This is a genomic window from Hymenobacter sp. DG25B (assembly GCF_000801315.1).
Taxonomy (GTDB): Bacteria; Bacteroidota; Bacteroidia; order Cytophagales; family Hymenobacteraceae; genus Hymenobacter.
This window is the reverse complement of the sequence record NZ_CP010055.1, coordinates 89,291-114,126: the sequence shown is the minus strand read 5'-3', so window position 1 is coordinate 114,126 and position 24,836 is coordinate 89,291. Positions and strand designations below refer to the sequence as shown.

Here is a 24,836-nt window from a genome sequence, read left to right as displayed (position 1 = left end):
GTTTTTCTCCTGCTCCATGCTTAGACAACTGATTCTGCCTCTTAGCTCGTCTATCTGGCTAGCGGCTTGTGGCGATGCTCCCTCCGTTCAGCAGCGCGAGCGCGGTGGAGCTATACCGGTCGGAAAGGCCGCAGCACCCCAAGCACTCGCCCAACCAACCACGCCAGCGGATACGGTTTCCGTGGCGTCTGGAAAGCAGGGATGGGCGATTCTTCCCTTGGGCACCTTTCATGCCGAGGAAGTCTTTGAAGCCGCTGCCCAGCAGGCCTGGGTTGGCATATTCCGGGGGCCGCAGGGCTATTATCTGCAACCCACTTCCCTGCAAACGGCGCGCGTGGTGGACGAGATCGAAGGCGGCGAAAAAACCGGCTGGTCTCTTTCCACGCCGAACACGGATACGACCCTGCTGTTAATCCGGGGGCTGCCGCTCCGGGAGAAACGCCCCGTAGAAGCCGTCCCCGAGCTACAACGTGCATTCTGGCCCGGTGAGCGGGTGGAGTTTACATATCAAGGCGTAGCGTATGCCCTCTTTGCCACGGGCCCGCGAAGCACCTTGCCGGCGTCTACTGAGAGCGTGGTCACGAATTACCAACTGTTCTTGACCACCCGCCGGCAGGGGCAGCCAATCACGCAGCGGCTGCTGGCGCAACCCAGCTTGGATGATGAGATGATTGATATCCGCTTTGGCGGCGATCTGGACGGAGACCACCGGCTCGACCTGCTCTTGGATAAATCGAGCCATCATAATGTGACCAATCCGGCGCTCTTCTTATCCCGGCCTGCCCCACCGGGTGCCCTGCTGAAAGAAGTGGCCGAACACGAGAGTGTTGGTTGCTAGCGGAAGACCCGGTTTCCTCCCGAGGGGCTGACACGTCGGGCAGCCCGTTTCCCCTTGCCTAAGAGGGCGCATTCGCTGAATCCGGTTACGGTAAGCTTGACCCAGAAAAGATCTTTTTTCCGCTGGGGGTATTTACTATTTCAAGAAGGAAGAAATTGCTTCCCAAAGGAAATAACAGCCAGCGCCCCCTAGCAGAATGGCCGGGACCAGGGGGCCTCTCCACCAAGGCGTATCGAGCACTTCTTCCAGTTCACACAGGGCCGGCCGTTGCTGGTGGTAGCGCAGGAACACCTGATCACCGGCTTGGTACTCGGTAAAGCGGTCCTCGGCGTCTGGGGCAACCAAGCAAGCCTGATACGGCCTGTTCTTACTATCTCGGTAGTGGACATCAAGCCGAATACCATAATTGTGCAGCACAGAAACGGGCCGAGCCGTCAGTACCGTCGCGGTAGCTAAAAGGCCGTGCTGGCGCAGGTGCCGATAGTGGAATGCCTTTCGCATCTCATACCCACTCACGCACAGGGAGGCCAGTGACATACCCGCCACTATTAGATCATTAGAAGGCATTTATAGCAAGATTAGTCATGCTGCCGCTAGCCGTTATTGACGTTTCAATCCCTTCCGAGTCTCGCTTAACCCTGCAGCCATGACCTCTTATCCAGCATCTACCGGAGTGATCCGTTGCCCGGATGGTGCTGCGCGGCCTGAGACGCTATTTTTTCAAAAGGGCCACTTCATTTATTTGCACCACCAGCGTGTCCCCAGCTAGCAGCTGATTCCGAAGGGCGGGGTTGAACAAATTCCACCGGCTGCCTCGGCTGAAGAGACAGCGGCTTCCCGGAGCCGCCGACTTCACCAGGTAGTTTAACGCCGGCAGATACAGCTGCCCGTCCCGGATGCCGATGGCATACGCTGGCTTAAGCCAGCAGAGTTGGGAATACCCTATCTGGTTGACAATCGGAACACAACGCCTGCTGGGTAGGGCCTTTTCTATCTGGTCGCCGAGCACGGCACAGCGCAGAGGAGGGGTGGTAGGAAGTAACAACTGGATGGAATCCACCCGCGTCAAGGTGAAGGAGTCGTGGGTTTGACCGCTAACCTGCGCCTGAGCGAAATCGGTTGGGTAGAAGGTCTTTGAGACCAGCGTGGCCGGTCCTTTCTCGGGAATGGTGAGCAGCAGCAGACTATCGCCAATGGCTTGATTCGTGCGCAGGAAGCCCGAGGGCTCGTACTCGCGGTGAATAAAGTCTTCGATCAGGGCGTCGTTGAGCACCTCCCCCTGCTGGGTATACATGCGGATGGGCTGGGCCACAATTTCGTTCGCACTGTAATACTGACCGGGTAAGGCCAGCAGCGGGGGGGCGGGATCTTTCTGGCAGTTGCTCAGGCTGAGCAGGGCCGTGAGCAGGAGGAGATAGTTTTTCACGTAAAGGGAAACGGCCCGCAGCCGGGCATAGAACTAGGAAGAACAGCCTGCAAGCTATCGATTTAGAGGGGGTTTGGCCGCTTCTACTTCCCCAACGCCGGCGCCCGTAATAGTGTCCGCTAACGCCCGCTTATCCGATCTTATCTCTCCCTGCGTTCTGGGTTCTTCCGTTAAGTGGCCCAGCAGCACGTACGGTAGGCAGGGCAGCCGCCGTGTGGGATAGGACTCAAGGTTGTGCCTTGCGTCAACCTCCGCTTCGCTGGGCACAGTCTCGCCTTATTGGGATCAAGTCTGCATCTTTGCCCGTCTCGGCATGGTGCAGGCAGTAAATCATATGAAGAACTTCTGTTTTGCGCTCATGGCCTTGCTGCTGCTCTCGTGCAACCACCTAGAGACGCAGGCCACCTTATCCCCTGGCGAGTTAGCCTTTATCCGCAGCGTGGGCATGCTCGACCAAGGAGAAACCGTCCACCGATTTTATTCCAATTTCGAGCTCCGAAAGGCGGGCAGCTTCTTTACGGATAAACGCATGGCGCACTATTGGCTCGACGGGGATGACCCCCGCCAGCACCAGCGCGAATCCGCCTTTTATCCCGACATCACGGCCATTGACCCCGTCTTCAAGGTCCCGGACTTTGACTGCCCCTACTTACAGGTTCGAAGAAAGGACCAGACCACGTTTCGGGTATATATGGACGGCAGCCGAGAGGAGATGCAGCGGTTTTACCAAGAGGCCCTGCGCGCATGGAATCAACACCGCCACCCTACCCGTTGAAACAACATGCGTAGGGTTACAGCTTGCAATCTCGTCCTTTGAATGGCAGAAGCGAGGTTTGCCTTAGGATAGCCAATGCCCTCTAAAGGGAAGCCTATTCCCTGCCAAAGCACCATAATTCCAAGGTAGGGGCGCATAAGGCATGAAAGAGTGTCGTTTGAGGACGCCTTATCTTTGCTGACAAAATCCTATTACAGGCTACGATTCATGATGCAACTTTATCTTACGATTAGTATCAGCATAGGAATTGTTCTAAGCTATGGGTGGTATTTAAAGGGGAAGAAGGTGGTGTTTGTGCAGCGTTATAGATTGCAGCGGCAGGGCCTGCGGACGGAAGGGAGACGAGTGGCGCTTACGCCGGAGCGCGGCGTGGATGATGATACCGTCTATGCCGCCTGTTTCACCTATAGCTGCGCAGGGAAGCCGTATTCATTTACCTCTCAACTCCGATTTTCTTCGCTAGAGGAAGCGCCTCGGTTGGTGTGCTTAGTTTATGATCCACTCGACCCAACCCGAGTAGAGATTGATTCATTCTGGGCATTATATGGTGCCCTGCTGATCGAGTTTATCTTGGCTACTGCTGGTGCTGGCACTATCCTAATAATGCTCTTCACGGGGGAGCTTTTTGCGTTATTGAGCGCTTAGTTGAGGTGGTATAAGTAGGTCTTCAGCTCTAGGATGGACGCTTTCCTAATGGTATGGAAGCCTAACACAGATGTCGGATAAGTCGCCTTAAGGGCAGGCATAATACCAGTGGGCATCCACGCGCCTTTGTTGGCGGAAGTAGGCTTTCCCGGTGGCATTCAACGTGGCCGGGTTTGGCACATAGAACACCTCGCAGTCCGGCTGCAAGGTGAACGTCAGGTACGCGTTGGCATCCCGAGAGGACACGACGTGGATGACCTGCAGCTGCTGATAAAGGGACCACAACTGCTGCGCGTAGGCTTTCCCCACCTGAAGGGCCACGTCCCGATGCAAGGAATCCGTGCCGGTGAGCTGGTAGAGGTCCAGCAGGTAGGTACGGTCTTCCTGGACGAGCTCATCAAAATACTCGAACGACGGCACTAACAGGGTGTCGCCTTTTACGAATGTGTACGAGTAAGAATAGTGGTACCGGTTATCGCGCTTATTGCGCGCTTCGATCACCACATTCCTCAGCAGGCTTAGATCCATGCCCCGGACCCGTTGAATGAACTGCTCAGGGCGTTCGTTAGCGCTGGGGCCAGCGTGGCAGGAAATCAACGTTATCAATGTTAAAATCACCCCCTTGTTCATCCGGTCAATATAGCCGTTTCGGATCGCTCTCCTTTCGCGGAACGGGGGCGTCTGCTGGACACCGGGTGACCACTTGGTCACCGCCCTACCGAGGAAGCGTGCACTAGCTTTTCTACCCGCTACGGTTGGAGAACGTAGCGCACGCGATTCGCATCCATTAATTCAAGGACGGACACCTGTTTCGGATCCGGTGAAGGCGCAATCGTGTAGCGACCATCCGCTAAGGTGGGATACACCGTTGTGCGTCGGTTGTGCAGCGTGAGCGTATCGGCCTGCCGGTGCCAGCTCGTGTAGCAGGTGGGTCACGCCGCCCCAAATACGCACGGCATCGGGCTCGGCAATGGGGTAGGGGGCATAGGCCGGGTTCTCCGGGCGCAGCCACCACTGGCCCTGCTCGCAGACCAGGCGCTTGACGGTGCACTCGCCTTCCACCACGGCCACCACGATGTGGTTGTGGTCCGCCTCCAGCTGCTTGTCGACAGCCAGCAAGTCGCCCTCGTGGATCTCGGCCCCCTGCATGCTGTCCCCGCTTACGCGCACCAGGTAGGTGGCGTCGGGGTGGCGCAGCAGCAGGCGATTCAGGTCAAAGAGCTCCTCGGCGTAGTCGGCGGCGGGGGAGGGGAAACCCGCCGGCACCCGGCAGCTGAACAGCGGCAGCCAAAATGGCGTGGGGGCATCAAAAACGGGGATCAGCTGGACGTTGCGCATGGGCGTGGAAGCGAAGGTGCGCACAAGTATACGTTGCTGCTAATTAATTTAGCTTTTTATGACTAATATAATTGGCAAAATGGATTAATAAGGGTAATTGCTCAGTTTTCATGGCGTATGCCCAACGACTGCTGTTACCGGGCTTGAGTGGGACAAGCATGAGCATACAAAAACAGCTTACTTTTAGCCTTTGCTGCTTAACCATAGCCCTTTCATATGTCGGATTTGAACCTCACTTGTACGCTGCAGGAACTGCTTGTTCAACGAAATACTCGCTTTCGTATTCCTAGCTATCAACGGGCGTATGCGTGGGACCAAAAGAACTGGACGGTATTCGTCGAAGATTTACTGGAGCAGGCTACAAGTGTTCACGCAGAGCGCAAAAGTTATTACCTGGGGCATTTCCTTCTGGAGGAAGAGCGCGAAGGACGAGTGGGGTTAATTGACGGCCAGCAGCGCCTTACAACGGCCATGTTGTTCTGTGCGGCCGCGATTTCCATGCTCCCACGGGATGAACATCCCACGTCCTGGTATCAAACTGTGCGGGCCTTTTTAAAAAGGGGCGAGTCCCCGCGCCTCGAAGTAGTCGATTACGACCATCAGGTCTTTAACAGCCTCTTGGAGCGGGCAATCCGGCAGGAGCGGCGCGTTATTGACGGGCGAGCGACAAACGCTCAAGGTCGCATGGTGAAGGCCGTGGAGTTCTTTCGGGAGTGGCTGAAGGAACAGCAGGACCCTCAGCAACTGGAGCGTTTACTTAAATCACTTTTAGGAGCCCAGATTACCACCTACGCGGTTAAGGACCCGATGCAGGCGGCCCAGCTTTTTGAATTACAGAATGACAGGGGAAAGCAACTGACGGAAGTCGAAAAGCTGAAATCCTATTTCATATACCAACTATACTTGCAGCTCGCGCCCGAAGAAGTGCCGGAAGCGGTGAATGGTGTACACAAGTGTTTCGAGCACATTTACAAGTGTGCCCTTAACATCAAATCCTTGTCGGAGGACGATGTGCTACGCTACTTCCACTACTCCCTTTACGGTGGCTACAACATCGACAACGTGATGCCTTCCATCCGTGGTCAAGTGAAGGAAAAGCGGTTCGATTCAAGCGACATCATAAGCTTCAGCGAGCAGCTCAGTGCCGCGTTTGATTTTGTGGTGCAGTACCAAGCAGCGGGCGTTCGGTATTCTTCCATCAGCAACTTGCTAATGCTGCGCTCTTATGCTGTAGTGTATCCTTTGCTGCTCCGAGGCTACTTCAAGTTACGTGGGATCGCTTCTACTGATACGGAGATGTGGCAGCAGCTCAACCAGCTGAGTGGGCTGTTAGAGAAGCTCGCTTTTCGCCTTGAACTCATAAGTTCACGGGCCCGCATAACAGACCGCTGGCGGCTTGATGCGCTTCTCAACAGGTTTGAAGGCGACCTCCAGGAACTGGAGGTCGCGCTAAGGAATGCTTTAAATGAGTGGTGGTACTGGCGTAAAGAAGAGTTTGAAGAGTATCTGGCCGGCTTGTCCTATGGTCATCCACTATGTACCTACGTGCTATGGCAGTATGAGCTGAGCCTGCAGCATCGGGGCTATGCCGTTGCTGCTGCCGCCGTATCCGACGTGAACCTAAATGAACTGGAGCACATTGCTCCCCAGAGCGAGAATAAGGCAAGGAATGCGGGGTATGGTCGCTATACCGAAGTTAAATTCACCGAAGCTCATCGTAACTTATTGGGGAATCTGACACTGATTACCCGTAATCACAACGCCATTATTGGCAAAGGACCGTTCTCAGTCAAGTTGAAATCCTACGACGAAACACCACTTGCGCAACACAAAGAAATTGTAAAGACTTTCCAAAAGGTTGATAACCCTCGATGGGACGTAGCGGCCATTCTGGCTCGGCAGGAGCGCCTGATTACCTGGGCTAAAAAGCGGTGGAGCTTCAGTGAAAATTAAAACATCGAAATCTTGCCCACACCCCGTGGCGGGTGCTGAACACAGGGCTTTACTAGCATAGTTTTCAACCTCCGTTTAGTCCTGTCATGCAAGCTTTCTTGTTGATTCCTCCATCAGAATGGAAAAAGGTCCTGGAACAACTGGCGCGTCTGGAAGAGACTGAGCAACAGCGGTCCAAGGACAAGCCCGCGCCACCCGCGGATGAAATCCTGAATGTGTGGCAGGCCGCTACTCGTTTAGGGATGACACCGGCAGGCGTTTGCAAAGTGCGACGAGGGGGTAGGCTCAAAAGAAATCGCCTCAACAAGAAGGAATGGAGCTTTTACACATCTGAGCTACACCGCTACCAGATTCGAATAAGCGGTATGATAGAATGAGCTGAACGGATGCAAAAGGCTGCGAACAGCCATTAGTTTACATGCTTCGGTTACATTTGCTTGATGCGCTACTCACTAGTCCTTTTGCTAATTCTGTTCACTTTTACTGATGCTTTCACACAAAGCCTTCTGACTATTTCGGAAGCCAAAAGCCTCCTGGCAAAGAGTCAAAGATCGATAGAATCGGTCCTTACTGCGAAAGGCATCAAACCAAGTGAGGGAACAGAAAGCATTGCCCAGGAATTCGCTGAAAATCTCTCTCAACTAACAAGTAAGAAGCTTTTGGGAAAAGGGTATATGCACCCGAGCAATTATGCCATTATGGATGTTTTTAGCAAGTCCGGCGCTTGCGTTGTCTTTCAATTCGGGACCAAACGCCCCAAGGACGGTGAGGTTAAAGCGTTGGCCACGGCCTTGCTGAATGCTGGTTATAAGAAATGGGAGGATAGAGAAAGTGAGAACGGAAGCTCTAATATCCGCTCGTACACCAAAGGGGATGTCATGTTTACTCTGTCTGCTTATTACAATGGCGGCTACACTCTGACGGCATATCAGCAATCGGCCTTCGAGTAACCATCATCCAAGAACTGGTTACCCCGCATTATGAGTTTCGCCTATCCGAGTCTGCTGAGGCCCACTACTACAGAGAGTTTGGCAAGCAGTGGCCAAGTGCTGACTGTTCCTAAAGTTGAATTGCAGCTACGCCGGTGGGCTGGTGCCCCCATCTGCAGCACCTTCGGCAATAAACCGCTGATTGACTTCGGTGGTCGACCGGTTTTTGCCGAGCTCTGCGTGTACGAGCTGATCAGGCTATCCGGCTGGCAGGCCCGGTGGGTAGAAACCTACGGGGCCGGGACCATGACTCCCAACCACTTTACTGCTTGGGCGGATGCCGGGCTGGCCGGCCAGCAGCACGAGCCAATCACGGACCCCAAGATTCAGGACCTGCTGCAAAAGATTGCGCAGGCCAATGGTAACAGCTACGCCGGGTGTTGGGATGTCGTCGGCTGGAAAGGCGAAGCCATTGTGTTTGCCGAACTCAAACGCCTCAAAAAAGACCGAATCCGAGCTACCCAGCCGCGTTGGTTGGAAGCAGGCTTACAAATAGGCTTGCAACCCGAGAACTTCCTGCTAGTAGAGTGGGACCTTTGCGGCGAATAAGCAAGTTCGTGAAGCCGACCCCTAACAGACGTACACCTTCGCGGGCGGGACAGCCGCCAGGTTGCAAGCTAGAAACAGGGTGAGCATCATTCGGCGCAAGTTCGACCCGTTGAAGTGAGAAAGTTAATTGACCACTAGTGGTCTTGGTTAAAAGTTTGGTACAAAAGTTAAATAAGTAGCCGTCTGGTGGCTTGGTGTCGAGGTATGCCGACGCCCCCAGTCGGATGGGCAAATGCACTTGGTCTTGCTCGCAGAGCCAGTTATGAAACCGAAGGTTTCTCAGCCAGAAGTCCTTCGACGACATGGGAGCCTGAGCGGGTCCGCGTCGCTGCCGAAACTGCACATCTCCATGCAGGACTTCGTCTGCTGCCAAACTGAACACCAGGTATCCACTCTGTGCTTGGCTGACTAAATAGTACTCCGCCGTTTACGCCTACAATTCAACTTGCGGCAGTTGTAGAAAATCCTTGCTGCTTAAGTGCTTGCGCTAAAACTCCTCGAGTAAATTGAAGGGTAAACTCATGCACCTTGACTACTTGTAAAAAGGATGGGACGTGGCTTTGGGTGCGACAACTGAAGCGGGAGTTACGCATTGAGCTGCTGCCTATCTGCTGTTAATGGCTCAAGGGCAGGGGCGGGGTTGCGGCGAAGCTGGCACCAACTGCACTCACCGCAGCCGTGGGCAAACTCATGGTTGCGGATGGCGGCGTCGACGGCCTGAATCTGGGCCAGTACAGTAGCCTCGGCTTCGGGAGTCACCACAATGCGCTTGCGTGCATACTCCGGCGCCTCGCCTGCTTTTTCAATCGGTTTGATGTAACAGAAGCTAACCGAGGCCGGCCGGAAACGGGCTTCAGTATCGTGAGTCAGCAGCAGGTGGTAGAACACGCCCTGCCGCCAGTAGTCGCCCCCACGTTGCTTCGGGTCCTGGTGCCAGTCAGCCAGCGAGGCGGTGGGGTTGGGAATGGCAGCCAGTAAGTTATCCTTGGCGGACTGATTGCCGGGGTTGCCGGTTTTGTAGTCCACCACGTCGTGCCCGGCCCCGTCCGGGCGCGGGTCGAGGCGGTCGAGCTTGCCCTTGAGCGCCACGCCGCCCGGCACCACGGCCCGGCTCACGGTATGCTCTACTACAGCGGTGGGTTGCCAGGTAGCGTGCCATCGGGCATGGTAGGCCCGAAGCAGCGTTTTACCCGCGTATTGCCGCCGGTCAAAGTCGGCTGTCGGCAGTTCGTGCCGGTGCCGGATAAAGCGCGCCGCGAAGCTGGCAGCCAGCGCCTCCGCATCACCAAGCGGCTGTTCCGGCTGGCGCTGGCCTAGTCGAAAATGGTCTTCGAGGGCCCCGTGCACCGCCGAGCCAAATAGCAGTGCTTCCCCCCGGGGACCGGGCACTTTCAAGAGCTGCTCATAATAGCAGCCGATGGGGCATCTGAGGTAGGCATTGAGCACGGTGGCGCTAAGCGTGAAATTAGCCAGCAAGGCGCTGAGCACGGCCGGGTCGGGCAGGGGGGCGGCCGGCGGGGGCGGGGCCAGCTGTTGCCGCCGGGCCGCTTCCAGCACGGCCGCTGGCACCTCGCAGGCAATTTCGGACAGCCCGATGGCCACTCGCAGCTCGCTGACGAACAGGCATTCGCTGCTGTCCTTGCCTTTGTCATCCGTGCGGGCGTAGCTCAGCGTGAGGTGTTCCTGGGCCCGGGTCATGGCCACGAAAAACAACCGCCGGCTTTCCTCCTCCGCGGCTGCTTCGCCGGGGGCATCCTGCAACAAGGGGGGCAGCTTGTAACCGTCGTTGCGGTGGGCCTTGGCCCACTTGCTTTTCTGGCAGCCCAACACCCAAACCCGCTCAAATTCCAGTCCTTTGGCTGCATGGGCGGTGAGCAGCTGCAGGCGGGCCGCGTCGGAGCCGGAGGCCTGCTCCACAGGCAGCCCCTCTTTGGTGCCCGCCAGGCGGCTCCAAGTGGCCATAAAGTCCGCCACCTGCAGGTGCGCGCTCCGTCGGCATTCGTCGCGTCCAAACTGTAGCAGCGCAGCAGCTACGGCCAGTAGGTGCGCGGGTGGGGGTGGGCCACCAGGTGCGCGGGCAGTAGCGTTTCTAGGCAGACCAATTCGAGCAGGGCCGGCAGGGGCTGGCTGGCAGCCGCTTGCACCCAGCCGTCGAGCCGGGCCAGGGCCTGCCGTAACGCGGCGCGGCCCTCGGCCGACAAGCCCAGCGCCTGCGCCAAGGCATCGTCGGTAGTTGCCTGCGCGGCCCAGTCACGCCAGGGCAGGGCCGTGGCAACGCCGTCCCGGTGGGCGTGGCCGTGCCGGGCGCGGTAGCCAGCGGCCAGGCGCACCAGCTCCACCGGGGGCACGGCCAGCGCCTCAAGGTGCAGCACGTTGAAAAGGGCTGCCTCGGCCACTCCCGGGTCGGGCTGCAGCGCCGCGCCCACGTAGGTCAGCACCCGGTGCAAGCTGGCGGCCAGCGGCTCAGTGGTCAGCACATTCACCTTGCGGCTGCGGTGGTAAGGCACGCCGGCGGCCGTCAGCAAGCGGGCCAGCAGCTCGTGCTGGTCGTGGTTATGCACCAGCACCGCGCCGCCGCCGGCGGGCCAGCCCGATTGGTGGAGCGCGACGATTTCGGCTGCTACGTGGGCGGCTTCGTGCAGCGGGCTCTCGTAGCTGCGCAGCACCGGGGCGGCGACCGCCGATGCCGCAAAGCGCGGGTGCCGGGCAACGAGCTGCTTAACGATATCCGGCAGCTGCCGGGTCAGGCGCTCCTCGTTGTGCGCTATCAGCGCCCCAGCCGCCGTCAGCACGGCCTCCGACGAGCGGTAGTTCTCCTCCAGCACGACTATTCGGGCGCTGGGGTAGCGCCGGGTGAAGTCGAGCACGTTGGCCACGCTTGCTCCCTGGAAGCGGTAGATGCTCTGGTCATCGTCGCCCACCGCCAGTACGCTCGGGCAGTCCCAATACCCGGCCAGCAGGTGCAGCAGCTGGCTCTGGGCCCCGTTGGTATCCTGGTACTCGTCCACCAGGAAGTGCTGGAACCGTTCCTGGTAGCTTTGGAGCAGGCCTTCATCGTCTTTCAGCAGCTTGGTGGCCCAGCCCAGCATATCGTCGTAAGTGTAGCGTTGCCGTGCCAGCAGCGCCCGGCGGTAGGGCTCAAACAGCTCAATTGCGGCCCTGGTAAGCTCGATGCGCTCCTCTTCCTTGGCCAGCTTGGCTTGGTTGACATCACTGGCATTGGCCCCCTTCGATTTCACCGCTACCTTGTAGATATACTCGTCATCGAGCGGCAGACTCAGGCGGTACTCTTCCAGCTTTTGGGCCAGCAGGGCTTCGCTCCAGCCCTCCCGGTTCATGGCTTCCAGCAACGGCTTGAGCCGTTTTATCTCGTAATACGGGTCGCTGCCCGTGTCGCGGCGTAACAGGTGCCCCTGTGGTAGGCCATCGAGCAGCTCCCGGAAGAGTAGTTCGATTTCCAGTTCCGAGGCTACCGTCAGCTCGTGATAGCCCAAGCGGTCGGCATTTTCGCCAATGATGAGTTGCCCGAAGCTATGAAACGTGTGGATGGCCACCCGGTGCGCCGCCGGCCCAATGAAGCGCAGGAGTCGTTCCCGCATATTACGAGCCGCCGCCTCGGTGTAGGTCAGGCACAGAATTTCCTGGGGCCGGGCATCGGGCTGCTGTAACAGCCAGGCTACCCGGGCGGCCAGCAGCTGTGTTTTACCAGTACCGGGGCCGGCTACCACCAGCACGGGTCCGTCGGGATGCGTCACGGCCTCCCGCTGGCGGGCGTTGAGACGGGCAAATTCGGTGGTAAAAGAGGGCTGAGGCGAGGTTCCGTCGAGCATAGGGATGGGGTTGAGCATATGCTCTTTAGGATAATTAGCAGAAAAGAGGCGCGGACAGTAGCTCCCAGGCTAAATCTAGTAAGAGGTTGCAGTAGTCGGCCGGTCAAGGCAGCGTAGCGTAATCAGGGCCCGCGCTAGCTCTACCGTGGTAAACCCCCATTTTTCATCGCACTGAATCAAGAAAGACAGCTGCTCGGTATGGAAGTGCGCCGGTCCCATGTCGTCCAGTATGACATATTGCTCGCAGTGATGTGCGGACAGCCAGTGCCTGATTTCATCGCCGCGCCGGTACTGTTGGTTGTCCAGGGTAGGCGTGGCTCCCAGCACGGGGGGGCTGCTATACCGGGAGGCCCACATGGCCTGCAGCCACGTGGGCCCGTCGGGCCGGTCGGCTTTGCGCACGCTAGTGAACACGATACGGGCTCCGGTAACGCGCGCCAGCTTCTGCACATTGGCTACGCAGTATGGCGCAAAATGCTCCATGAAGTCATCTTGCCCCACGGCTGTGCCCCGGCTTAAGTGCTCCGCCTGCTCCAGAAACCGGGCGTAGGTGGTGGGCAGAAGCACGCCATCAATATCAAGGAATATAACTTTCGACACTGCGCGAAATGTGTTATTGATAGTATCAGTGCCAGTCGATGCCGTCAGTTATGAGGCCGCAACGTACGCGTGAGCCAACTGGCTCCTCGTTGCCAGCCGTACCACCAGGTCAACTTCGCCAGACATTTGGGCCAAGCGAAGGTGGTCGTTGCCGGATAGCACCACATAGCAGGCTGCCTTCCGGGCAATGATTACGGGGCCATTGGCTGCGCCCTGGGGATTGATTTCTAGCTCCTGCACCGGGAAAAGTCGGGGAGGCATCCCTGCCAGTACAGCCTGTTGCAGTCGGGCCAGCCGAAGCATAGCATGAGGGCCGGCGGTGAAGGAGTCAAGGCTGATTTCTCCTTCCGGAGCCAGCGGTAACCGGACCGAGGCCAGTCCGAAGCGGGCCGGGGCAGGTTCTGCCGAAGGCCACCGGGGTACATGATGCGCGGCCACAATAGCGGGGTCGGGCAGTGGATAGTCGTTCAGCCAGGCGGCCGTGTGCAGCCGCTCGCCTTCGTTAAACAGCCGGAACAACTGCGCTGCCCGCCGCCGCTGCGCTTCCGTACTGTGCGCTGCCTGCTGTTCGGTGAGTAGGTGCGCTCGCGAGATATAGGCCTCACGTATTTCCGTGGGCGCCTGTTCATACTCCTGGTCGGAGAGGGGAGTACCCAGCCGTACGAACATCAGCTGCTGTGTGGGGGTGAGGCTGGCAAATGAAGCGTTGCCGGCTATTACTGCCCGGGCTGCCCGCACATCCTCCGTATCCATTTGCGAAAGCGGCCGGCTCAGGAACAGGTGACGTGCCTTTTCCAGTCCCGGCTTACTGGCTAGGAAACGGTCGAGGCCGTTGCCCAGCTGGCGAGTGTCATAGTCGGAGGCATTGGTGGCATTAGTGAAGCCAAAGCTGCCGTCGGCTCCGGCGCCCACAACCACTACATGGGCTTTGTGCATCGGATTATAGTCATCGTCATACACAAAGTAGTAGCTCGCATTATAACGGGCCCGGTACTCGTGAAAGTAGTTGTGATGCCGCCGTGAAATGCAGAAATCATAGCGTTTGCCCCGGCCGTAGCGTATGCAGTCGGCTTCTCCCCAGGCAATGTATACCCGGTACCGGCCATCGGTCCAGTCCGGCTCGCAGTCCTCAATACCAAAAACCCGCAAGGTATTATTCGCACTCCCAATCACGCCGCTGGCATCCTGACGGAACGGGAGCGGGGGTAAATGTTGTACGGCTTGCGGCATGATTACAGGAAAAGGATTGCGCTGATGATGGGCTTTAGTAAAAAATACCGGCGGCCGGTCAGCCCACTATTTTTGGTTCCGGGGTGAATACCAGCTTGTTTAAACCATCCGGGTTAGTATTGAGCCAGTATGCTTCCCCTTCAGGACGACTGTTTAGAAATAGCTCACGGTGGCCCTGTTCCCGGCGCATCCCTTCCAGGTGCCCACTTGGCCGCTGGTTTAGCAAGAACGGCCAGGCGGCTGCTTCTGCCAGCGTCGGAGCCAGCGCGGGGGTGGTGATATCGCAGGCATAGCGGGGCAAGGCGGCCAGCAGGGTGCGCAGCCGCTCGGTATGCGAGCCGTCAATGGGCACATCCCCCGGTAGGAACCGTAGCCCCAGCAGGCGGGCTGTTGCGCACCGGGGGGCTGAAGCAGTACCCGTGAGGCCTGGCCAGGATTCGTGCAGAGTTGCCGGACCATCCAGTCCAGCCAATTATTTCGCTGCTCCCGGGTCAACTCCACCGCTTGCTCAAACCCTGCCGCAGCGAACAGCTTCCCTTTTGCGGGGGCCGGCAGCAGCCAGGCCAACGCAAAGGGCTCACCCGGCCCCGGGCCCAGCCCCAGGGGCATGTGTTGTAAGCCCATACCGCAAAGCTGCTGGTGCAGCGAGGCCTGCTGTTGCCAGTAGAGCGCAGCGTCCGGCCAAGGCTTAGTCGCCCGTCGCGTTTGCAAAAATTGCACATCACCGTGCGGGGCCGCGTCTTCTGTCACGCCAACGACCAGGTAACCCTGTTCGGCCCAGCTATTCAGGAAGGCTTCCAATTTTTCTGATGCTTCGCGGCGGGGCAGCCACAAATAGCTTTGGTACCAAGTGGGCACGGCCGTGGGGTTGGTAAAATTACTCATTGGGTAGGCGGCCGGAGGCATTAGCAGATTCAGAGCGGGCCAGTCGTACCGTGAGCAGTGTGCTGGCATCGGCACGGAAGAGCCGGCCGGCTTCGTATGTGAGCCCGCCGGTCAGCCACTCGGGAGAGATGCCAGGGTCGCTTTTTAAGAATGTGCCGTTCTCATAACGAGCCTCTTTTCCGGTCCACGTTGCATGGTCTTCCGTTTCCCAGCACGGAACCAGTTCGGCAACCTGTCCTGAAGCAGCATCGTGTAGCCACAGGTGTGCGGCCGAAGTCAGCCAGGACGGGTTGCCGCTGCCTTCGCGGCCGACATTAGGATGACGGGCATAAATGCTGGGCACGCCCTGCTGTTTGCTCTCGGTAGTTTGCCAACCGGCTTGAAGAACCACCAGGTCTACTTCTTCACCAAAAAACACGGTTTGCAGCTTCAGCTCCGGTGAGATGAAATGCCCGGTGCCGACTTCTTCCAGGTCGCTTAGGGTACCCCAGCGCCCCCATTCTTCCGGTGTGGGAATCGACCAGCAACTCAAATCCTCCGCACTTAACTGGGCCTCGACCCATTCGGCGACTTGAGCCACCGTGGTCAGTATGCTGCCCTCTGCTCGCATCACTTTCAGCTGCTTGTTCAGGGCTTCCGTCTGCGGGGTAGTGGCCAGCTCCTGTGCCAGCCAGTGCCAGGGGCTGAGCATCAGCCGCAGGTCGGCCAGCTCCACCGGGCCGGCATAGTCGGCCGGCAGCCCCGGGCGTAGCGTAATACGCACCAGTGCATCCCGCTGCTGCTGCGCAAGCGGCACCGGGGCCAGCAGACGGTTCAACTCATCGTCAGTTAGCGGGCGCGGCGTGTCGGATTGATTCATATAACATGCAAAATCAAGAGGAGGCGAAAACGAAAATGGGCAAAATATGGCCTAGGAACAGCCCTTTTTACCCCAACAATACCTATTCGGTGCTGGCCGCCGGCTCCCGTAACAGCGGCACCAGCTTGTCCAGCTCGTATTCCGAGTAGATGTTGTCAATGATATTGTTATCAAACCAGCCGTTGTCGAACTCGTAGCGGCCATCTACCCAATGCATGCCGTCTCGCTCGTCGTAAAACACGAAATCATTGGCCCAGAGCCAGGCGAGGTAAATGAGTTGGTCCACGTAAACGCGGCTGTCGGCATCCACCTCGTAAACCGTGTTCAGTTGCTGCTCGCAGGCCTGGCGCACAGCCGGGGCCAGCTGGGCAATGTCGAAGGGTTTGTAGAAGGGAATATCCACCCCTCCACCGGCTTTAGCGAGCGAATGCCGCTGCTGGTCAAAACTTCCTCCAGCGCATTCAGGTGGCTGGTGCGCGCCTGTCCATCGGCCAGGGTCCAGGTAAAAGCACTGGCCCCATCTACCTTCTCAGAGTCCTCCGTGAGCTCGGTAAGGCGCAGCCGCCAGCGTAGCAGGTCCTCTACGTCGGCAGCCACAAACTCAGCGGGCACCACTTGCCGGAAAGTACCCGCCGGGTGTTGGGGCGCATAGTATAGGTTCTCTTCCCGGGCCTTTGGGGGGCGTTTCATCATTTCCCAGGAACCGGCTGGTTTCAGCACTAAGATGCGGTCGGCCGCATATAGCCACACTTCGCCCTCCTCGTCGGTGAGGTGCGGGGTGATGGCCTCGGCGAGCCAGCTGGCTGGCTGGCACAAAAGGTCGTAATGCATCTGCAGGGCTGGAAACCGCTGCCGCATAAAGGGCACAAACGTAGCTTCCGGCTCCAGAAAGGCCTCCAGCTCCTCGTCTACCGTCAGCTCCGCGAAGCCGGCGTACACCGCCGGTAGCTGGCAGGTACTGGCTTCGCGGCCATCCGCCGCTAGCACACCAAATAAATCACCCCGCCGGAATCCCCAAAAACCATTCGGCAACGGCCATACAGCCTCGTATTCGGGGGCGAGTACGGTCTCGTCGTCTTTATGTAGCCCAAATAATTGATTGACTTTAAAGGGAGCAAGCATCAGGGAGGTCAGGGAGTAAAACGCTGAAAAAAGTAGGCATCAGGACGTCGATGTGAAGTGTTTTGCCTATTTCGTGCCAATCTATTAATGTATTGATGGACAGGTGTATATCATTAAATTTACTAAAATCGATACCACATGTTCTGCTAGGCAGGTAGCACAATATGAGGTGTGTTACTGAGTGGGGTGGGCCACACCTACTGCTACTCCAGAAAAAGTCCTTCCGGTGCCCGCCCCGAAATGCGCTGGTGGTAAGGCGAGATGAACACCTCGCCCAATGACTCCCCGAAGCAGTCCGACAACTCATAGCAATCCACCGGCCCATCGGGGCCGGACCGTGAGCCCGTGCGCCGCCATTCCACCGGTAAGCTGTCTGCCGTGCGCAGGCGCTCGTGATACAGCCGCGCCGATACGATACCGGCCACCGGCACGGGGTTGCCGGGCACCCGGCCAAACGGACCGGTGCCGCCCGGCACCACGTCCGCATCCACACCCAAAGGCCCGCCCGACTCGGCCACCAGCCGGTCCACCAGCTGCTGCCGGTCGGCCTCATTGGCCGGTCCACGTCCGAAAATGATGTACAGGAGAGCATCCCGCATCTCATCATCTACCAGGTCCAGCCCAAGTTGTTCCCGCAGGTCAATGCCCCGCGCCATCAGCTCCGCGCCCGATTTGCAGCCCACCGCACTTAAAATTTGCGCAGTGGCCTTAACCAGCTCATACGCCGCTTCCGACGGTAGCCGGCCGGGGAACAGCTCGCCCAGCCCGGCCGCGGTGACCAGGCGCTCGGTTTCAGTGTCGGGCAGCCGGATGGCATCTGGCGCGAGGGTGGCGGGTGCTGTCACCGGCGCAACGACCGGAGTATGGTCACTGGCCAGCAGGTACACCTGCACCGTCTGGCCGTCGAGTACCGTTCCGGGACGCGAAGTATCTACCAGGGCCGGCAAATCGTTGTTGGAAAGGGCATTCTCTACTTCCATGGTGGCTAGGTAGTAGTGCGCTGCCGTGTCAGCCGCCTGTCCTGCCAGGTCGTCGGCCGTCAGAAACTCATGGCTGCTCAGGTGTACCGTCACGGTATCGCCCTGAATGACCAGGGTTTCGAACATGCCCTCGTAGGAGCCGTCGTAGCGGCCGTCGGGGTTGAAAGGAGTGGGCATTGGTGAGGGTCAGACCATTAAACAGATTGCCCGAATACCGTTTCCGTCAGCCAGCTGTCAAGCCCTTCGCGGTTGCGCTCATACCACTGGCTGCACAGGTAATATTCGGTGCCGTTGTGTCGGTAAGGGGTGGCGTAGTATCGGGTGGCATCACTCCCGCGTTGGGTGACGAGCGCCGGAAATGAAAGCTTGAAGGCATGGAAGCTGTCTTCGCGGTACGTGAGGTTGGGCAGGAACGCCCCGATGCGGCCATCGGCAAACAGCTCCTCAAATACAGTCCGAGCGTAAGTCCCGACATTCAGTTCACGGCCTCGCTCCTGAACCTGCCGATATTTTTCGGGCAAGTCATCCCACTCTTGCTCTTCCCGCTCAAACTGTTCGTTGCTGGGCAAATCCAGCGTAACGCTATCGGTTTCGTCGGGGCTCGGCGCGTCGGCTATGTTCAGCTTTTGTAGCAGTTCCTCCAGTTCCTGGGCCGCGGTAGCGCACAGGTTCTTCGCCTTCTGATATTGCGCATTATAGAATGCCAGTAGCTCAGGATGCGCCGCTAGCAGGCCGTCGGTTCGGGAATTTTGGATGAAATCAGCAATGCGCTCAATGGCCTTTTCCCGTTGCTCATCCGTAAGGTGGGCAAGGCTGGAAAACTTAGCGCCCTTCGAACGTAAAAACACGTCGTAGGGCAAGCCACCCTTTTGCCGGTTGGCCTCGGGGGTAGCCGGCACTACGTTGCCGAATACGTGCAGGCCGCCCAAGGTGCGGTTCATCGGCACGGCGTGTTCTTTTTCAGGAGCAATGCTTTTCAGCGATTCACCCGTGTAGGCGCAACAGTCGTTAAAGGTAGCCATCGTCTGCTGCCACTGCCTGTCATCAAGGCCGCCGGCTATCAGGCCGGCTTTAGTCAATAAGTAGCGTACCAGGGTGTTGGCTACAGCGCCGGGAGTTGGTTGATTGGCCATGAAGTGGCGTGAAAATGATATAAAATTGATGCCGCCAGGCGTGCCCCAGATGGTACAAAGGCTGTTTAAAAAGCCCGCGTCAGCGAATCTGCGGGAAAGCTGTACCACTTGGCGAGCGGTACTTTGGGAAGGCGTCGATGCATGTGGTCTGCCCGTTCAGGCGACAAGATGAAGAAGGGAAGATGCGAGCCAAAAGCGCTGGCATCAGGTAATAAATCGGGCATAGTGCACCAGCGACATCGTGCGCAGGGCTAAGCCCAGCCAGTTTTTCACCGCCACCGGAATGGAATCATACTCCCGCCCCTGTATCTGTTGGCGTACCTGCCACAGCAGGTAGTCATCGTCGGGCACCGGCGGCAGCAAATCCACGGGCCAATCGGGGTCAAATCCGAATTCCTCCCGTGCGGGCTCGGCAAAGGCCCGGGCAAAGGCCTCTACCGCCCCGCTCAGGTCGCCGAGGTGGTAGCAGGTCCAGGCGCTGGCCAGGCAATAGTGGGTGCGGCGGTACAAGTCTTCCTGCGTGTAGCGGTCTACCAGGTATTCGTTGTCTTCGGGCGTATTATCGAAGTTCCGCACTTCGTAGGTCCAGTGATCTTGTCCGCGTAAGGGGCGGCGAGCCAGCCAGTCGTAATCGGCCAGCAGGGCCGCGTAGTCAATTGGTTCAAGCCGGGCCCGGCAGTAGGCCCGAATTTCCCGACCTTCGTCACCGGTTGGGTTAGTGGCTATCATGGCCTCCGCGTAGGGCAGCGCCCGGGTGGGGCTTTTGGTGTAGTCGCAATACATGCGCGGATGCGCATACTGCACGCACATCCGCCACAGAAAGGACTGGTAGGTGGGGCCCAGTATTTCCGCTGCTTCCGACAGGGGCAGCGCTTGGGCCAGCTCGTCCAGCAGCCCCGTCCGGTTGGCCAGCTGGTCCAAGGTAGGAGCCATCATGTGCTCCGTCCAGTAGGGGTAATCGTCGTCCGAGAGGTGACTTTCGTGCATGATGCGAATGAGATAAATGAAAGGCCTGCGCGGCGCCGGCCAGCGAAATCCGGGCCCGATAAATCGACGGTACTTATTAGCCTCAAGCACCGGCCCAACGGTCAAAGAGCGAGCCGGGCCACTCGCCGGCGGCCCCAACCTCTTTCCCCAATCGGAAAAGCTCAACGAAAGTGCACGGCCCCATGCGACAATAAGTGTCGCGTCCGGCCAGCTGCCGGTTTTCAGTCATTAAAGCGCACATCTTCGCCGTCATCCAGCATTATAATGCGAGGCCGCCCTTCGTCGGTTGCTTGCCCGATGAGGTAGATATGCTCACCGTAGCTGTCGCCGTTGGTATTGCGGCTGCTCACGCAGTCGGGCCGGTAATGCAACAGCCGGTACCGCAAGGGCCCGGGAAACAGCTTATGCTTGGGTTGCGCAAACGCAACTTGGCGGTCAAGCAGGGCAAATGCCTCTTCCGATGAGGAAGCGTAGATAAGTGCTTCGCCAGCAAAGTCCTGCCCCACGCACCAAGTGATGTACAGGTTGAGGGAAGCAGTAGTGGCGGGTAGATTTTGCGTTTGCATGAATAAAACAACTTAAAAGTGAGGCACAAACTTATCCCTTGGTTCACGACAATAACTGTCGCCTGGAACCTTCACCATATGGAGCGGGCGACTTTGTCGCGCACAAATTCACGCAGCTCGTCCGGGGCCAGTACCTGCACTTCCGTGGGCAGGCCCAGCACGAAGCGCCCCACACCGTCGTAGCCATGCACCCGGCCCCGGTAGTGGTAAGTCCGGCCGGCTTCCCCTGGGGCGGGGGGCGCGGGGCGGCAGTCCGCAGCCGTCTCTGCCGACTCGCGCAGCAGCAGTTTGTACGCACGCTCCGTGAGCAGCAGCTCCACGGCCTTCCACTCGTCGGTGTCGGCCATGCCGAATATATCGGGGCGGCGGCTGGAGTCGGGCATTGTGCAGGGCGCGTCTAGCAGTTCGGCCCCGCCCATGCGGCTGAGGTTGTAGATACGAAACTCCCCGCTTTCCAAGTCGTTGGTGGCCAGCTGCGTGTAGTTGTTGGCCAGGGCCAGCGGCTCTACGTCGCGGTTGCGCACGGTGCCGGTGTTCGTCGACTCGTAGGCCAGCAGCCGCACTCGGCGGCGCAGGGCAATGGCCAGCGTTAGGGTGTCCAGAATGCGGCTCAGGCGCAGGCTGTGCAGTTCGTGGGGTTGGGGCAGTAGCAGGGTGGGCAGCTGCAGCTTCTGGCGCAGGCTGGTGAGCACGGGCGTGGGCGTGCCCAGGTCGGCCAGGCGCAGGGCCAGCAGGTCGGCTTCTGCCGTGGTCAGGGGCTCGTGACGGATGCCCCGGCCTTCGGGGGCCGGCTCGAACAGGAAATAGCGGGTGGGCGTGCCTGCCGTTTTATCGACAGGATACCCCACATTTTCCAGCAGGCTCAGGTAGCGCTGCATGGTGCGGAGCTTTTTGCCCAGCAGCTCCAGCAGCTCCGGCATGGTGTGCCCGCCTGGCTCTTTCAGCAGCCGGATAAGCTTGAGCAGCCCCAGCAGCTTCTGCTGCGGAATTTCGGCGCCACCGGCATCCTCATGGTCTTGTGAAATGCGCGTATTCTTGTGCTTCATCGTAAACCCGGTGTGTTTTGCTGTTCGATTTGTCAATTCCCTTTCCTCACATGCCACCCCTGTACCGCGCCGCGCCCTCCACCCCTAAAAAGCACGACCCGCTGGACCGCCGCCCACCGCAGAACGTGCCCTACGTCGTCAACAACCTGTGGGAGTGGGCCCGCCCGGCCAACTGGCCCAGCCGCCGCGGCTGCGAATACGCCAGCCCGGACCCGGCATCGGCCCGGAAAAGCGCCGGCGATAAGCCCGACCCGCAGGTGTTCCGGTTGCATTTCAAGTCCGGCGCCATCGCCCTCCAGATAGCCGAACCCGATGCCAAAGAGCACCCCGACGTCAAGCCGAACCAGCTGCGCAAGTCGCTGTTCGAGCTCCTGAAACCCCACCCCGACTCGCCCTATCCCAGTTGGGCCAGCCAGCCGCTGCCCGTTACTGCTTGCCAAGCTGTTCCCAGGCCTCGCGCAAGCGCCAGCCATCTTTGGTGCGCATGCAATGGTAGATATCCGCCGTATTGGACTTGCGCTTGGGCTCATAGCGCTTGGAAGCCTCTGTGTAGGCATTATTGACGGAAATAGCCTGTATCGGTGAAAAGCCCGGTACGGACTGATACGGCTGATTCTGCGCCCGTACATCCGTAATCAAGCAGTTAACAGCTTCCTGGCAGTAGGGCAGTTCCTCCGCGTACTGCTGGTGCATCCACAAGCCATCCGGGAAGTGAAGCGTTACGTCCGCTTTGCCCCAAGGCGTTTGATTTAAGGTAAAAGTGAGAACGCCGTCAGCGGCCACTACCTCAAACTGCTTAGGTGTGAAGACTCCAGGGGGCGGTAAAAGCTGGTCGGGGTGGTGCACCAGCAGGTGCATCATTGCCCCCGGTGCCAGCCGCAGTCGCTCGTGGGTATGCACGTCGCAAGGCTCACCAAGTGGGTTTACATAAATTGGCAGCAGCTGAATAGTATCAGAGGGGACGGGCATGATGTACTGGTTGAAAGAACGGCTTAAGAGAAAAATGGTAGTTTGGGTACCAGACTAGCTGGATTGGTTATTTGCGAAAAAGCCAAACTCCGGGTCCACTACCAGTCGGCGGTCGAGCAGCGAGTTGAACTCCTCGCAAGAGGTTTCAGGTAGCAGCGCGCAGGCCGCGCAGGCTGCCAGGTTCAGCCCGCCCACTCCCTGTCCCTGCGCATCGGTATGCCAGCAGATGGGGTCCGCCGCGCAGTCGGTAGCCCGCTGCAAGGCCGATTGGAACAGGCCCGGCAGCCGGCCCGTCCGGCCCAGCGACACAAGGCCACCATACGAGCCCTCCGATCCGGCAATGGTGTAAATCAGCAAGCCCTGCATCTGCGGCCCCACGTACAGGCGCTCCTGCAACGAGGTAGCCGGGTAGCCGCACTGGAATTCCAGCTCGCGTACCAGCAGGTGGCTGAGGGTGTGCAGCAGCACGAAACGGGCCGTCGCCTTGCGTGCCGCCCCCGGCGAGCCCGCCGACATCGCCCCCTGGTTGGCCAGTAACTGGTCGAGCCTTTTCAAAACGGAAGGCTTGTTTTCCCATTGCCGCAGCCGTTCGGCATTAAGGGTAAAGAACAGCCCCTCCCCGTAGCTTTCTACGCCGAGCAGGGTATGGGTTTTGAGGCCGTACTTAAAGGTAAAGCGCCGGCGGATGCTGAGCGGGTTGCCTTTCTCGTCCTGCGCCAGCACAGCATCCCGGTCCAGCGGCTGCTGCCGCGTGTAAGATGTTTGCACCGCCGTCATTTTCAGCCGGTCAAGCTGCCAGGCCGGCCCGAGGCCAGGCACCGCATCTGTTAAATCGAGCGGGCGCAACAGCAGCTCCTTGGCATCCGCTGGCGTTGCCTGTGTAGTGATGTATTGGTATTCAGCCCGTCGATAATCTTCCTCGCCGGGCAGACTGGGTTCGGGCACGGGCGGCATGGCCGGAGCCGGCGCCGGAATGACAAAACCGGCTGCCAGTAGCTCCTCAAATTGTTCCGTGCTTAGCTCAACACCATGCTTATCAAATAATCGTTTCAGGTTGCGGTGCACCGGCATTTCGTCCTCGTGGTTTTCCCGAAGGGTTTGGGCCATGGCCTGCGTAAGGCCGGTCGGGGTTGAAGGGCCTTGCGCGTCGGTGCCTACCACTTCCGGCTGCTCGCCGGGCAGGTAGAGGCTCTGCACGATGTGCGGATAGTACACGCTATTGCTGGCGCGCAGCACCGGTTTCATCGGCACGCCGCGGCGTGGGCGCTCTACGCCGTACTCCTCCATATCGGTTTCCGGCACCCGCAGGCCAAACAAGCCCGACAGCGTGGCACTGCCCAGGCGCTCGGTGCCGCCATCGGCCAGCCGCCGCCGCGCCTCAATGGTGATGCCCTTGAGGTCGTTCAGGCGGCCCGATGTGCGGTAGTACAGCTCCGTGCCCTTGGGCAAATCCCGCTGCATGGCCAGCGTGGTGGTACTTGCTTCACCGGCTTCCTCCGGGGTAGTGGCGTCATCGTGCGGCGCTTCGGGAGCCGCTGTTTCTTTTTCCTGCCGATGCCGCAACGCCCAGTGCGGCCACGGCACATCGGCGATGCTGCCGGCCGGCGAGGTCATCACGAAGCGTACCTGCTCCAGCGTTTGCCAGCGGGCTGGCCCGCTCAGCTTGTCGTTGTGGAAGCAGTAGTCGCAACGCGGCGCTTCCTCGAAGCGGCTTACTTCAAACGCCGTCTTGCGGGTGGCCGTCAGGTACCACTGTCGGCGCCAATTGGCGTGGTGGTCGAAGCGGGCACAGCTGGGGCAGTACATCCACTTCGGAAAAAAGTCCACGGCCACCCGGGGCCGGCTGGGGGCACCCGCAAAAGCCAGGGGCGGGTTAGAGGGCATGCGGGCCAGGCGGCGCAGCTCCGGGAACAGGCAGCGCAGGCGGGCCAGCAGGCGAATATCGTTCAGGCGGTTTTCCTCGCGGTAGGCACGGGGGCTCTTTCCGCGCAGGTAAGGCCATTCGTTGGCCGACAGGATGCGCAGCGCACCCAGGCGCGACTCGATGAGCGAGCCCACGCCGCCGTAGGCGCTGCAAAGCTTGCGGGTTTGTAAAGAATCAGTAGCAGGCATCGGT

At 59.0% G+C, this 24,836-nt stretch carries 26 protein-coding genes; 7 read left to right on the top strand and 19 right to left on the bottom strand.

Annotated features, from left to right (window positions below; translation table 11 throughout):
• Positions 1-16 precede the first annotated feature (16 nt).
• Positions 17-838: a hypothetical protein gene (locus PK28_RS17090; protein WP_044517741.1), complete on the top strand. Its 822-nt coding sequence runs from the start codon at positions 17-19 to the stop codon at positions 836-838.
• Between the two features lie 135 nt (positions 839-973).
• Here PK28_RS17090 and PK28_RS17085 read toward each other — a convergent pair whose 3' ends face one another.
• Both PK28_RS17085 and PK28_RS17080 read right to left on the bottom strand, forming a co-directional pair.
• Positions 974-1,375: a DUF3592 domain-containing protein gene (locus tag PK28_RS17085; protein ID WP_044517738.1), complete on the bottom strand. Its 402-nt coding sequence runs from the start codon at positions 1,373-1,375 to the stop codon at positions 974-976.
• Positions 1,376-1,550: 175 nt separating this feature from the next.
• Positions 1,551-2,264: a hypothetical protein gene (locus tag PK28_RS17080; protein WP_044517735.1), complete on the bottom strand. Its 714-nt coding sequence runs from the start codon at positions 2,262-2,264 to the stop codon at positions 1,551-1,553.
• A 358-nt stretch (positions 2,265-2,622) separates the two neighbouring features.
• On the opposite strand from PK28_RS17080, the gene PK28_RS17075 reads away from it, so the two are divergent.
• Together PK28_RS17075 and PK28_RS17070 are read left to right on the top strand one after the other, a co-directional pair.
• Complete coding sequence (locus PK28_RS17075; protein ID WP_156126516.1) at positions 2,623-3,039, top strand: hypothetical protein; 417 nt, start codon at positions 2,623-2,625, stop codon at positions 3,037-3,039.
• Positions 3,040-3,246: 207 nt separating this feature from the next.
• The gene (locus tag PK28_RS17070) at positions 3,247-3,684 is read left to right on the top strand and encodes a DUF3592 domain-containing protein (protein WP_044517731.1); all 438 of its coding nucleotides are present in this window, start codon (positions 3,247-3,249) and stop codon (positions 3,682-3,684) included.
• Positions 3,685-3,771: 87 nt separating this feature from the next.
• Here PK28_RS17070 and PK28_RS17065 read toward each other — a convergent pair whose 3' ends face one another.
• Positions 3,772-4,314 (bottom strand): hypothetical protein, encoded by a 543-nt coding sequence (locus PK28_RS17065; RefSeq protein WP_156126514.1) that lies wholly within the window; start codon positions 4,312-4,314, stop codon positions 3,772-3,774.
• A gap of 162 nt (positions 4,315-4,476) precedes the next feature.
• Positions 4,477-5,022 (bottom strand): LexA family protein, encoded by a 546-nt coding sequence (locus PK28_RS17060; RefSeq protein ID WP_082017240.1) that lies wholly within the window; start codon positions 5,020-5,022, stop codon positions 4,477-4,479.
• Between the two features lie 216 nt (positions 5,023-5,238).
• On the opposite strand from PK28_RS17060, the gene PK28_RS17055 reads away from it, so the two are divergent.
• From PK28_RS17055 to PK28_RS17040, 4 genes are all read left to right on the top strand, one after another.
• Positions 5,239-6,975 carry a DUF262 domain-containing protein gene (locus PK28_RS17055; protein WP_044517727.1) on the top strand — a complete coding sequence of 579 codons (1,737 nt, stop codon included), beginning with the start codon at positions 5,239-5,241 and terminating at the stop codon, positions 6,973-6,975.
• An 86-nt stretch (positions 6,976-7,061) separates the two neighbouring features.
• Positions 7,062-7,352: a hypothetical protein gene (locus PK28_RS17050; RefSeq protein ID WP_044517724.1), complete on the top strand. Its 291-nt coding sequence runs from the start codon at positions 7,062-7,064 to the stop codon at positions 7,350-7,352.
• 84 nt (positions 7,353-7,436) lie between these two features.
• On the top strand, positions 7,437-7,925 hold the full coding sequence (locus PK28_RS17045) for a hypothetical protein (protein ID WP_156126512.1): 489 nt from the start codon (positions 7,437-7,439) through the stop codon (positions 7,923-7,925).
• A gap of 96 nt (positions 7,926-8,021) precedes the next feature.
• Complete coding sequence (locus PK28_RS17040; RefSeq protein WP_156126510.1) at positions 8,022-8,513, top strand: hypothetical protein; 492 nt, start codon at positions 8,022-8,024, stop codon at positions 8,511-8,513.
• 585 nt (positions 8,514-9,098) lie between these two features.
• Here the strand turns inward: PK28_RS17040 and PK28_RS20795 are convergent.
• The 15 genes from PK28_RS20795 to PK28_RS19295 form a co-directional block, all read right to left on the bottom strand.
• Complete coding sequence (locus tag PK28_RS20795) at positions 9,099-10,475, bottom strand: PD-(D/E)XK nuclease family protein (RefSeq protein WP_044517717.1); 1,377 nt, start codon at positions 10,473-10,475, stop codon at positions 9,099-9,101.
• Positions 10,476-10,543: 68 nt separating this feature from the next.
• Positions 10,544-12,343 carry an ATP-dependent helicase gene (locus PK28_RS17030; RefSeq protein ID WP_197070521.1) on the bottom strand — a complete coding sequence of 600 codons (1,800 nt, stop codon included), beginning with the start codon at positions 12,341-12,343 and terminating at the stop codon, positions 10,544-10,546.
• A gap of 75 nt (positions 12,344-12,418) precedes the next feature.
• Positions 12,419-12,943, bottom strand: coding sequence for an HAD domain-containing protein (locus tag PK28_RS17025; protein WP_044517713.1), 525 nt, complete (start codon positions 12,941-12,943; stop codon positions 12,419-12,421).
• Positions 12,944-12,991: 48 nt separating this feature from the next.
• Positions 12,992-14,173 carry a hypothetical protein gene (locus PK28_RS17020; RefSeq protein WP_156126508.1) on the bottom strand — a complete coding sequence of 394 codons (1,182 nt, stop codon included), beginning with the start codon at positions 14,171-14,173 and terminating at the stop codon, positions 12,992-12,994.
• A gap of 58 nt (positions 14,174-14,231) precedes the next feature.
• Positions 14,232-14,525, bottom strand: coding sequence for a hypothetical protein (locus PK28_RS17015; RefSeq protein WP_044517708.1), 294 nt, complete (start codon positions 14,523-14,525; stop codon positions 14,232-14,234).
• 525 nt (positions 14,526-15,050) lie between these two features.
• Positions 15,051-15,917 carry a hypothetical protein gene (locus tag PK28_RS17010; RefSeq protein WP_044517707.1) on the bottom strand — a complete coding sequence of 289 codons (867 nt, stop codon included), beginning with the start codon at positions 15,915-15,917 and terminating at the stop codon, positions 15,051-15,053.
• Between the two features lie 82 nt (positions 15,918-15,999).
• Positions 16,000-16,320 (bottom strand): hypothetical protein, encoded by a 321-nt coding sequence (locus tag PK28_RS17005; protein ID WP_156126506.1) that lies wholly within the window; start codon positions 16,318-16,320, stop codon positions 16,000-16,002.
• Positions 16,242-17,039, bottom strand: a complete 798-nt coding sequence (locus PK28_RS17000; RefSeq protein ID WP_156126504.1) for a hypothetical protein — start codon at positions 17,037-17,039, stop codon at positions 16,242-16,244. Before PK28_RS17000 ends, PK28_RS17005 begins: the two co-directional genes overlap by 79 nt.
• Positions 17,040-17,242: 203 nt before the next feature.
• Positions 17,243-18,196 carry a hypothetical protein gene (locus tag PK28_RS16995; protein ID WP_044517701.1) on the bottom strand — a complete coding sequence of 318 codons (954 nt, stop codon included), beginning with the start codon at positions 18,194-18,196 and terminating at the stop codon, positions 17,243-17,245.
• 17 nt (positions 18,197-18,213) lie between these two features.
• A complete protein-coding gene (locus PK28_RS16990; protein WP_044517699.1) occupies positions 18,214-19,152 on the bottom strand; it encodes a hypothetical protein in 939 nt (312 codons plus the stop codon).
• Positions 19,153-19,356: 204 nt separating this feature from the next.
• Positions 19,357-20,139: a hypothetical protein gene (locus PK28_RS16985; RefSeq protein WP_044517698.1), complete on the bottom strand. Its 783-nt coding sequence runs from the start codon at positions 20,137-20,139 to the stop codon at positions 19,357-19,359.
• A 221-nt stretch (positions 20,140-20,360) separates the two neighbouring features.
• Positions 20,361-20,705 (bottom strand): hypothetical protein, encoded by a 345-nt coding sequence (locus PK28_RS16980; protein ID WP_044517696.1) that lies wholly within the window; start codon positions 20,703-20,705, stop codon positions 20,361-20,363.
• Positions 20,706-20,776: 71 nt separating this feature from the next.
• Positions 20,777-21,751, bottom strand: coding sequence for a helix-turn-helix transcriptional regulator (locus tag PK28_RS16975; RefSeq protein WP_044517694.1), 975 nt, complete (start codon positions 21,749-21,751; stop codon positions 20,777-20,779).
• A 426-nt stretch (positions 21,752-22,177) separates the two neighbouring features.
• Entirely contained in the window at positions 22,178-22,720 is a 543-nt protein-coding gene (locus PK28_RS16965) for a hypothetical protein (protein ID WP_156126502.1), read from the bottom strand.
• 54 nt (positions 22,721-22,774) lie between these two features.
• Complete coding sequence (locus PK28_RS19295; RefSeq protein ID WP_048826503.1) at positions 22,775-24,832, bottom strand: MrfA Zn-binding domain-containing protein; 2,058 nt, start codon at positions 24,830-24,832, stop codon at positions 22,775-22,777.
• Positions 24,833-24,836: the final 4 nt, after the last annotated feature.

What these genes read in the sequence shown, in the direction of transcription:
- PK28_RS16985 (WP_044517698.1), bottom strand. Translation starts at nt 20,139, where the DNA reads ATGCACGAAAGTCACCTCTCGGACGACGATTACCCCTACTGGACGGAG.
- PK28_RS17090 (WP_044517741.1), top strand. Translation starts at nt 17, where the DNA reads ATGCTTAGACAACTGATTCTGCCTCTTAGCTCGTCTATCTGGCTAGCG.
- PK28_RS17000 (WP_156126504.1), bottom strand. Translation starts at nt 17,039, where the DNA reads ATGCTTGCTCCCTTTAAAGTCAATCAATTATTTGGGCTACATAAAGAC.
- PK28_RS16995 (WP_044517701.1), bottom strand. Translation starts at nt 18,196, where the DNA reads ATGCCCACTCCTTTCAACCCCGACGGCCGCTACGACGGCTCCTACGAG.
- PK28_RS16980 (WP_044517696.1), bottom strand. Translation starts at nt 20,705, where the DNA reads ATGCAAACGCAAAATCTACCCGCCACTACTGCTTCCCTCAACCTGTAC.
- PK28_RS17075 (WP_156126516.1), top strand. Translation starts at nt 2,623, where the DNA reads ATGGCCTTGCTGCTGCTCTCGTGCAACCACCTAGAGACGCAGGCCACC.
- PK28_RS17030 (WP_197070521.1), bottom strand. Translation starts at nt 12,343, where the DNA reads ATGCTCGACGGAACCTCGCCTCAGCCCTCTTTTACCACCGAATTTGCC.
- PK28_RS17020 (WP_156126508.1), bottom strand. Translation starts at nt 14,173, where the DNA reads ATGCCGCAAGCCGTACAACATTTACCCCCGCTCCCGTTCCGTCAGGAT.
- PK28_RS17070 (WP_044517731.1), top strand. Translation starts at nt 3,247, where the DNA reads ATGATGCAACTTTATCTTACGATTAGTATCAGCATAGGAATTGTTCTA.
- PK28_RS16975 (WP_044517694.1), bottom strand. Translation starts at nt 21,751, where the DNA reads ATGAAGCACAAGAATACGCGCATTTCACAAGACCATGAGGATGCCGGT.
- PK28_RS16965 (WP_156126502.1), bottom strand. Translation starts at nt 22,720, where the DNA reads ATGCCCGTCCCCTCTGATACTATTCAGCTGCTGCCAATTTATGTAAAC.
- PK28_RS19295 (WP_048826503.1), bottom strand. Translation starts at nt 24,832, where the DNA reads ATGCCTGCTACTGATTCTTTACAAACCCGCAAGCTTTGCAGCGCCTAC.
- PK28_RS17085 (WP_044517738.1), bottom strand. Translation starts at nt 1,375, where the DNA reads ATGTCACTGGCCTCCCTGTGCGTGAGTGGGTATGAGATGCGAAAGGCA.
- PK28_RS17055 (WP_044517727.1), top strand. Translation starts at nt 5,239, where the DNA reads ATGTCGGATTTGAACCTCACTTGTACGCTGCAGGAACTGCTTGTTCAA.
- PK28_RS17010 (WP_044517707.1), bottom strand. Translation starts at nt 15,917, where the DNA reads ATGAATCAATCCGACACGCCGCGCCCGCTAACTGACGATGAGTTGAAC.
- PK28_RS17065 (WP_156126514.1), bottom strand. Translation starts at nt 4,314, where the DNA reads ATGAACAAGGGGGTGATTTTAACATTGATAACGTTGATTTCCTGCCAC.
- PK28_RS20795 (WP_044517717.1), bottom strand. Translation starts at nt 10,475, where the DNA reads ATGGCCACTTGGAGCCGCCTGGCGGGCACCAAAGAGGGGCTGCCTGTG.
- PK28_RS17060 (WP_082017240.1), bottom strand. Translation starts at nt 5,022, where the DNA reads ATGCGCAACGTCCAGCTGATCCCCGTTTTTGATGCCCCCACGCCATTT.
- PK28_RS16990 (WP_044517699.1), bottom strand. Translation starts at nt 19,152, where the DNA reads ATGGCCAATCAACCAACTCCCGGCGCTGTAGCCAACACCCTGGTACGC.
- PK28_RS17050 (WP_044517724.1), top strand. Translation starts at nt 7,062, where the DNA reads ATGCAAGCTTTCTTGTTGATTCCTCCATCAGAATGGAAAAAGGTCCTG.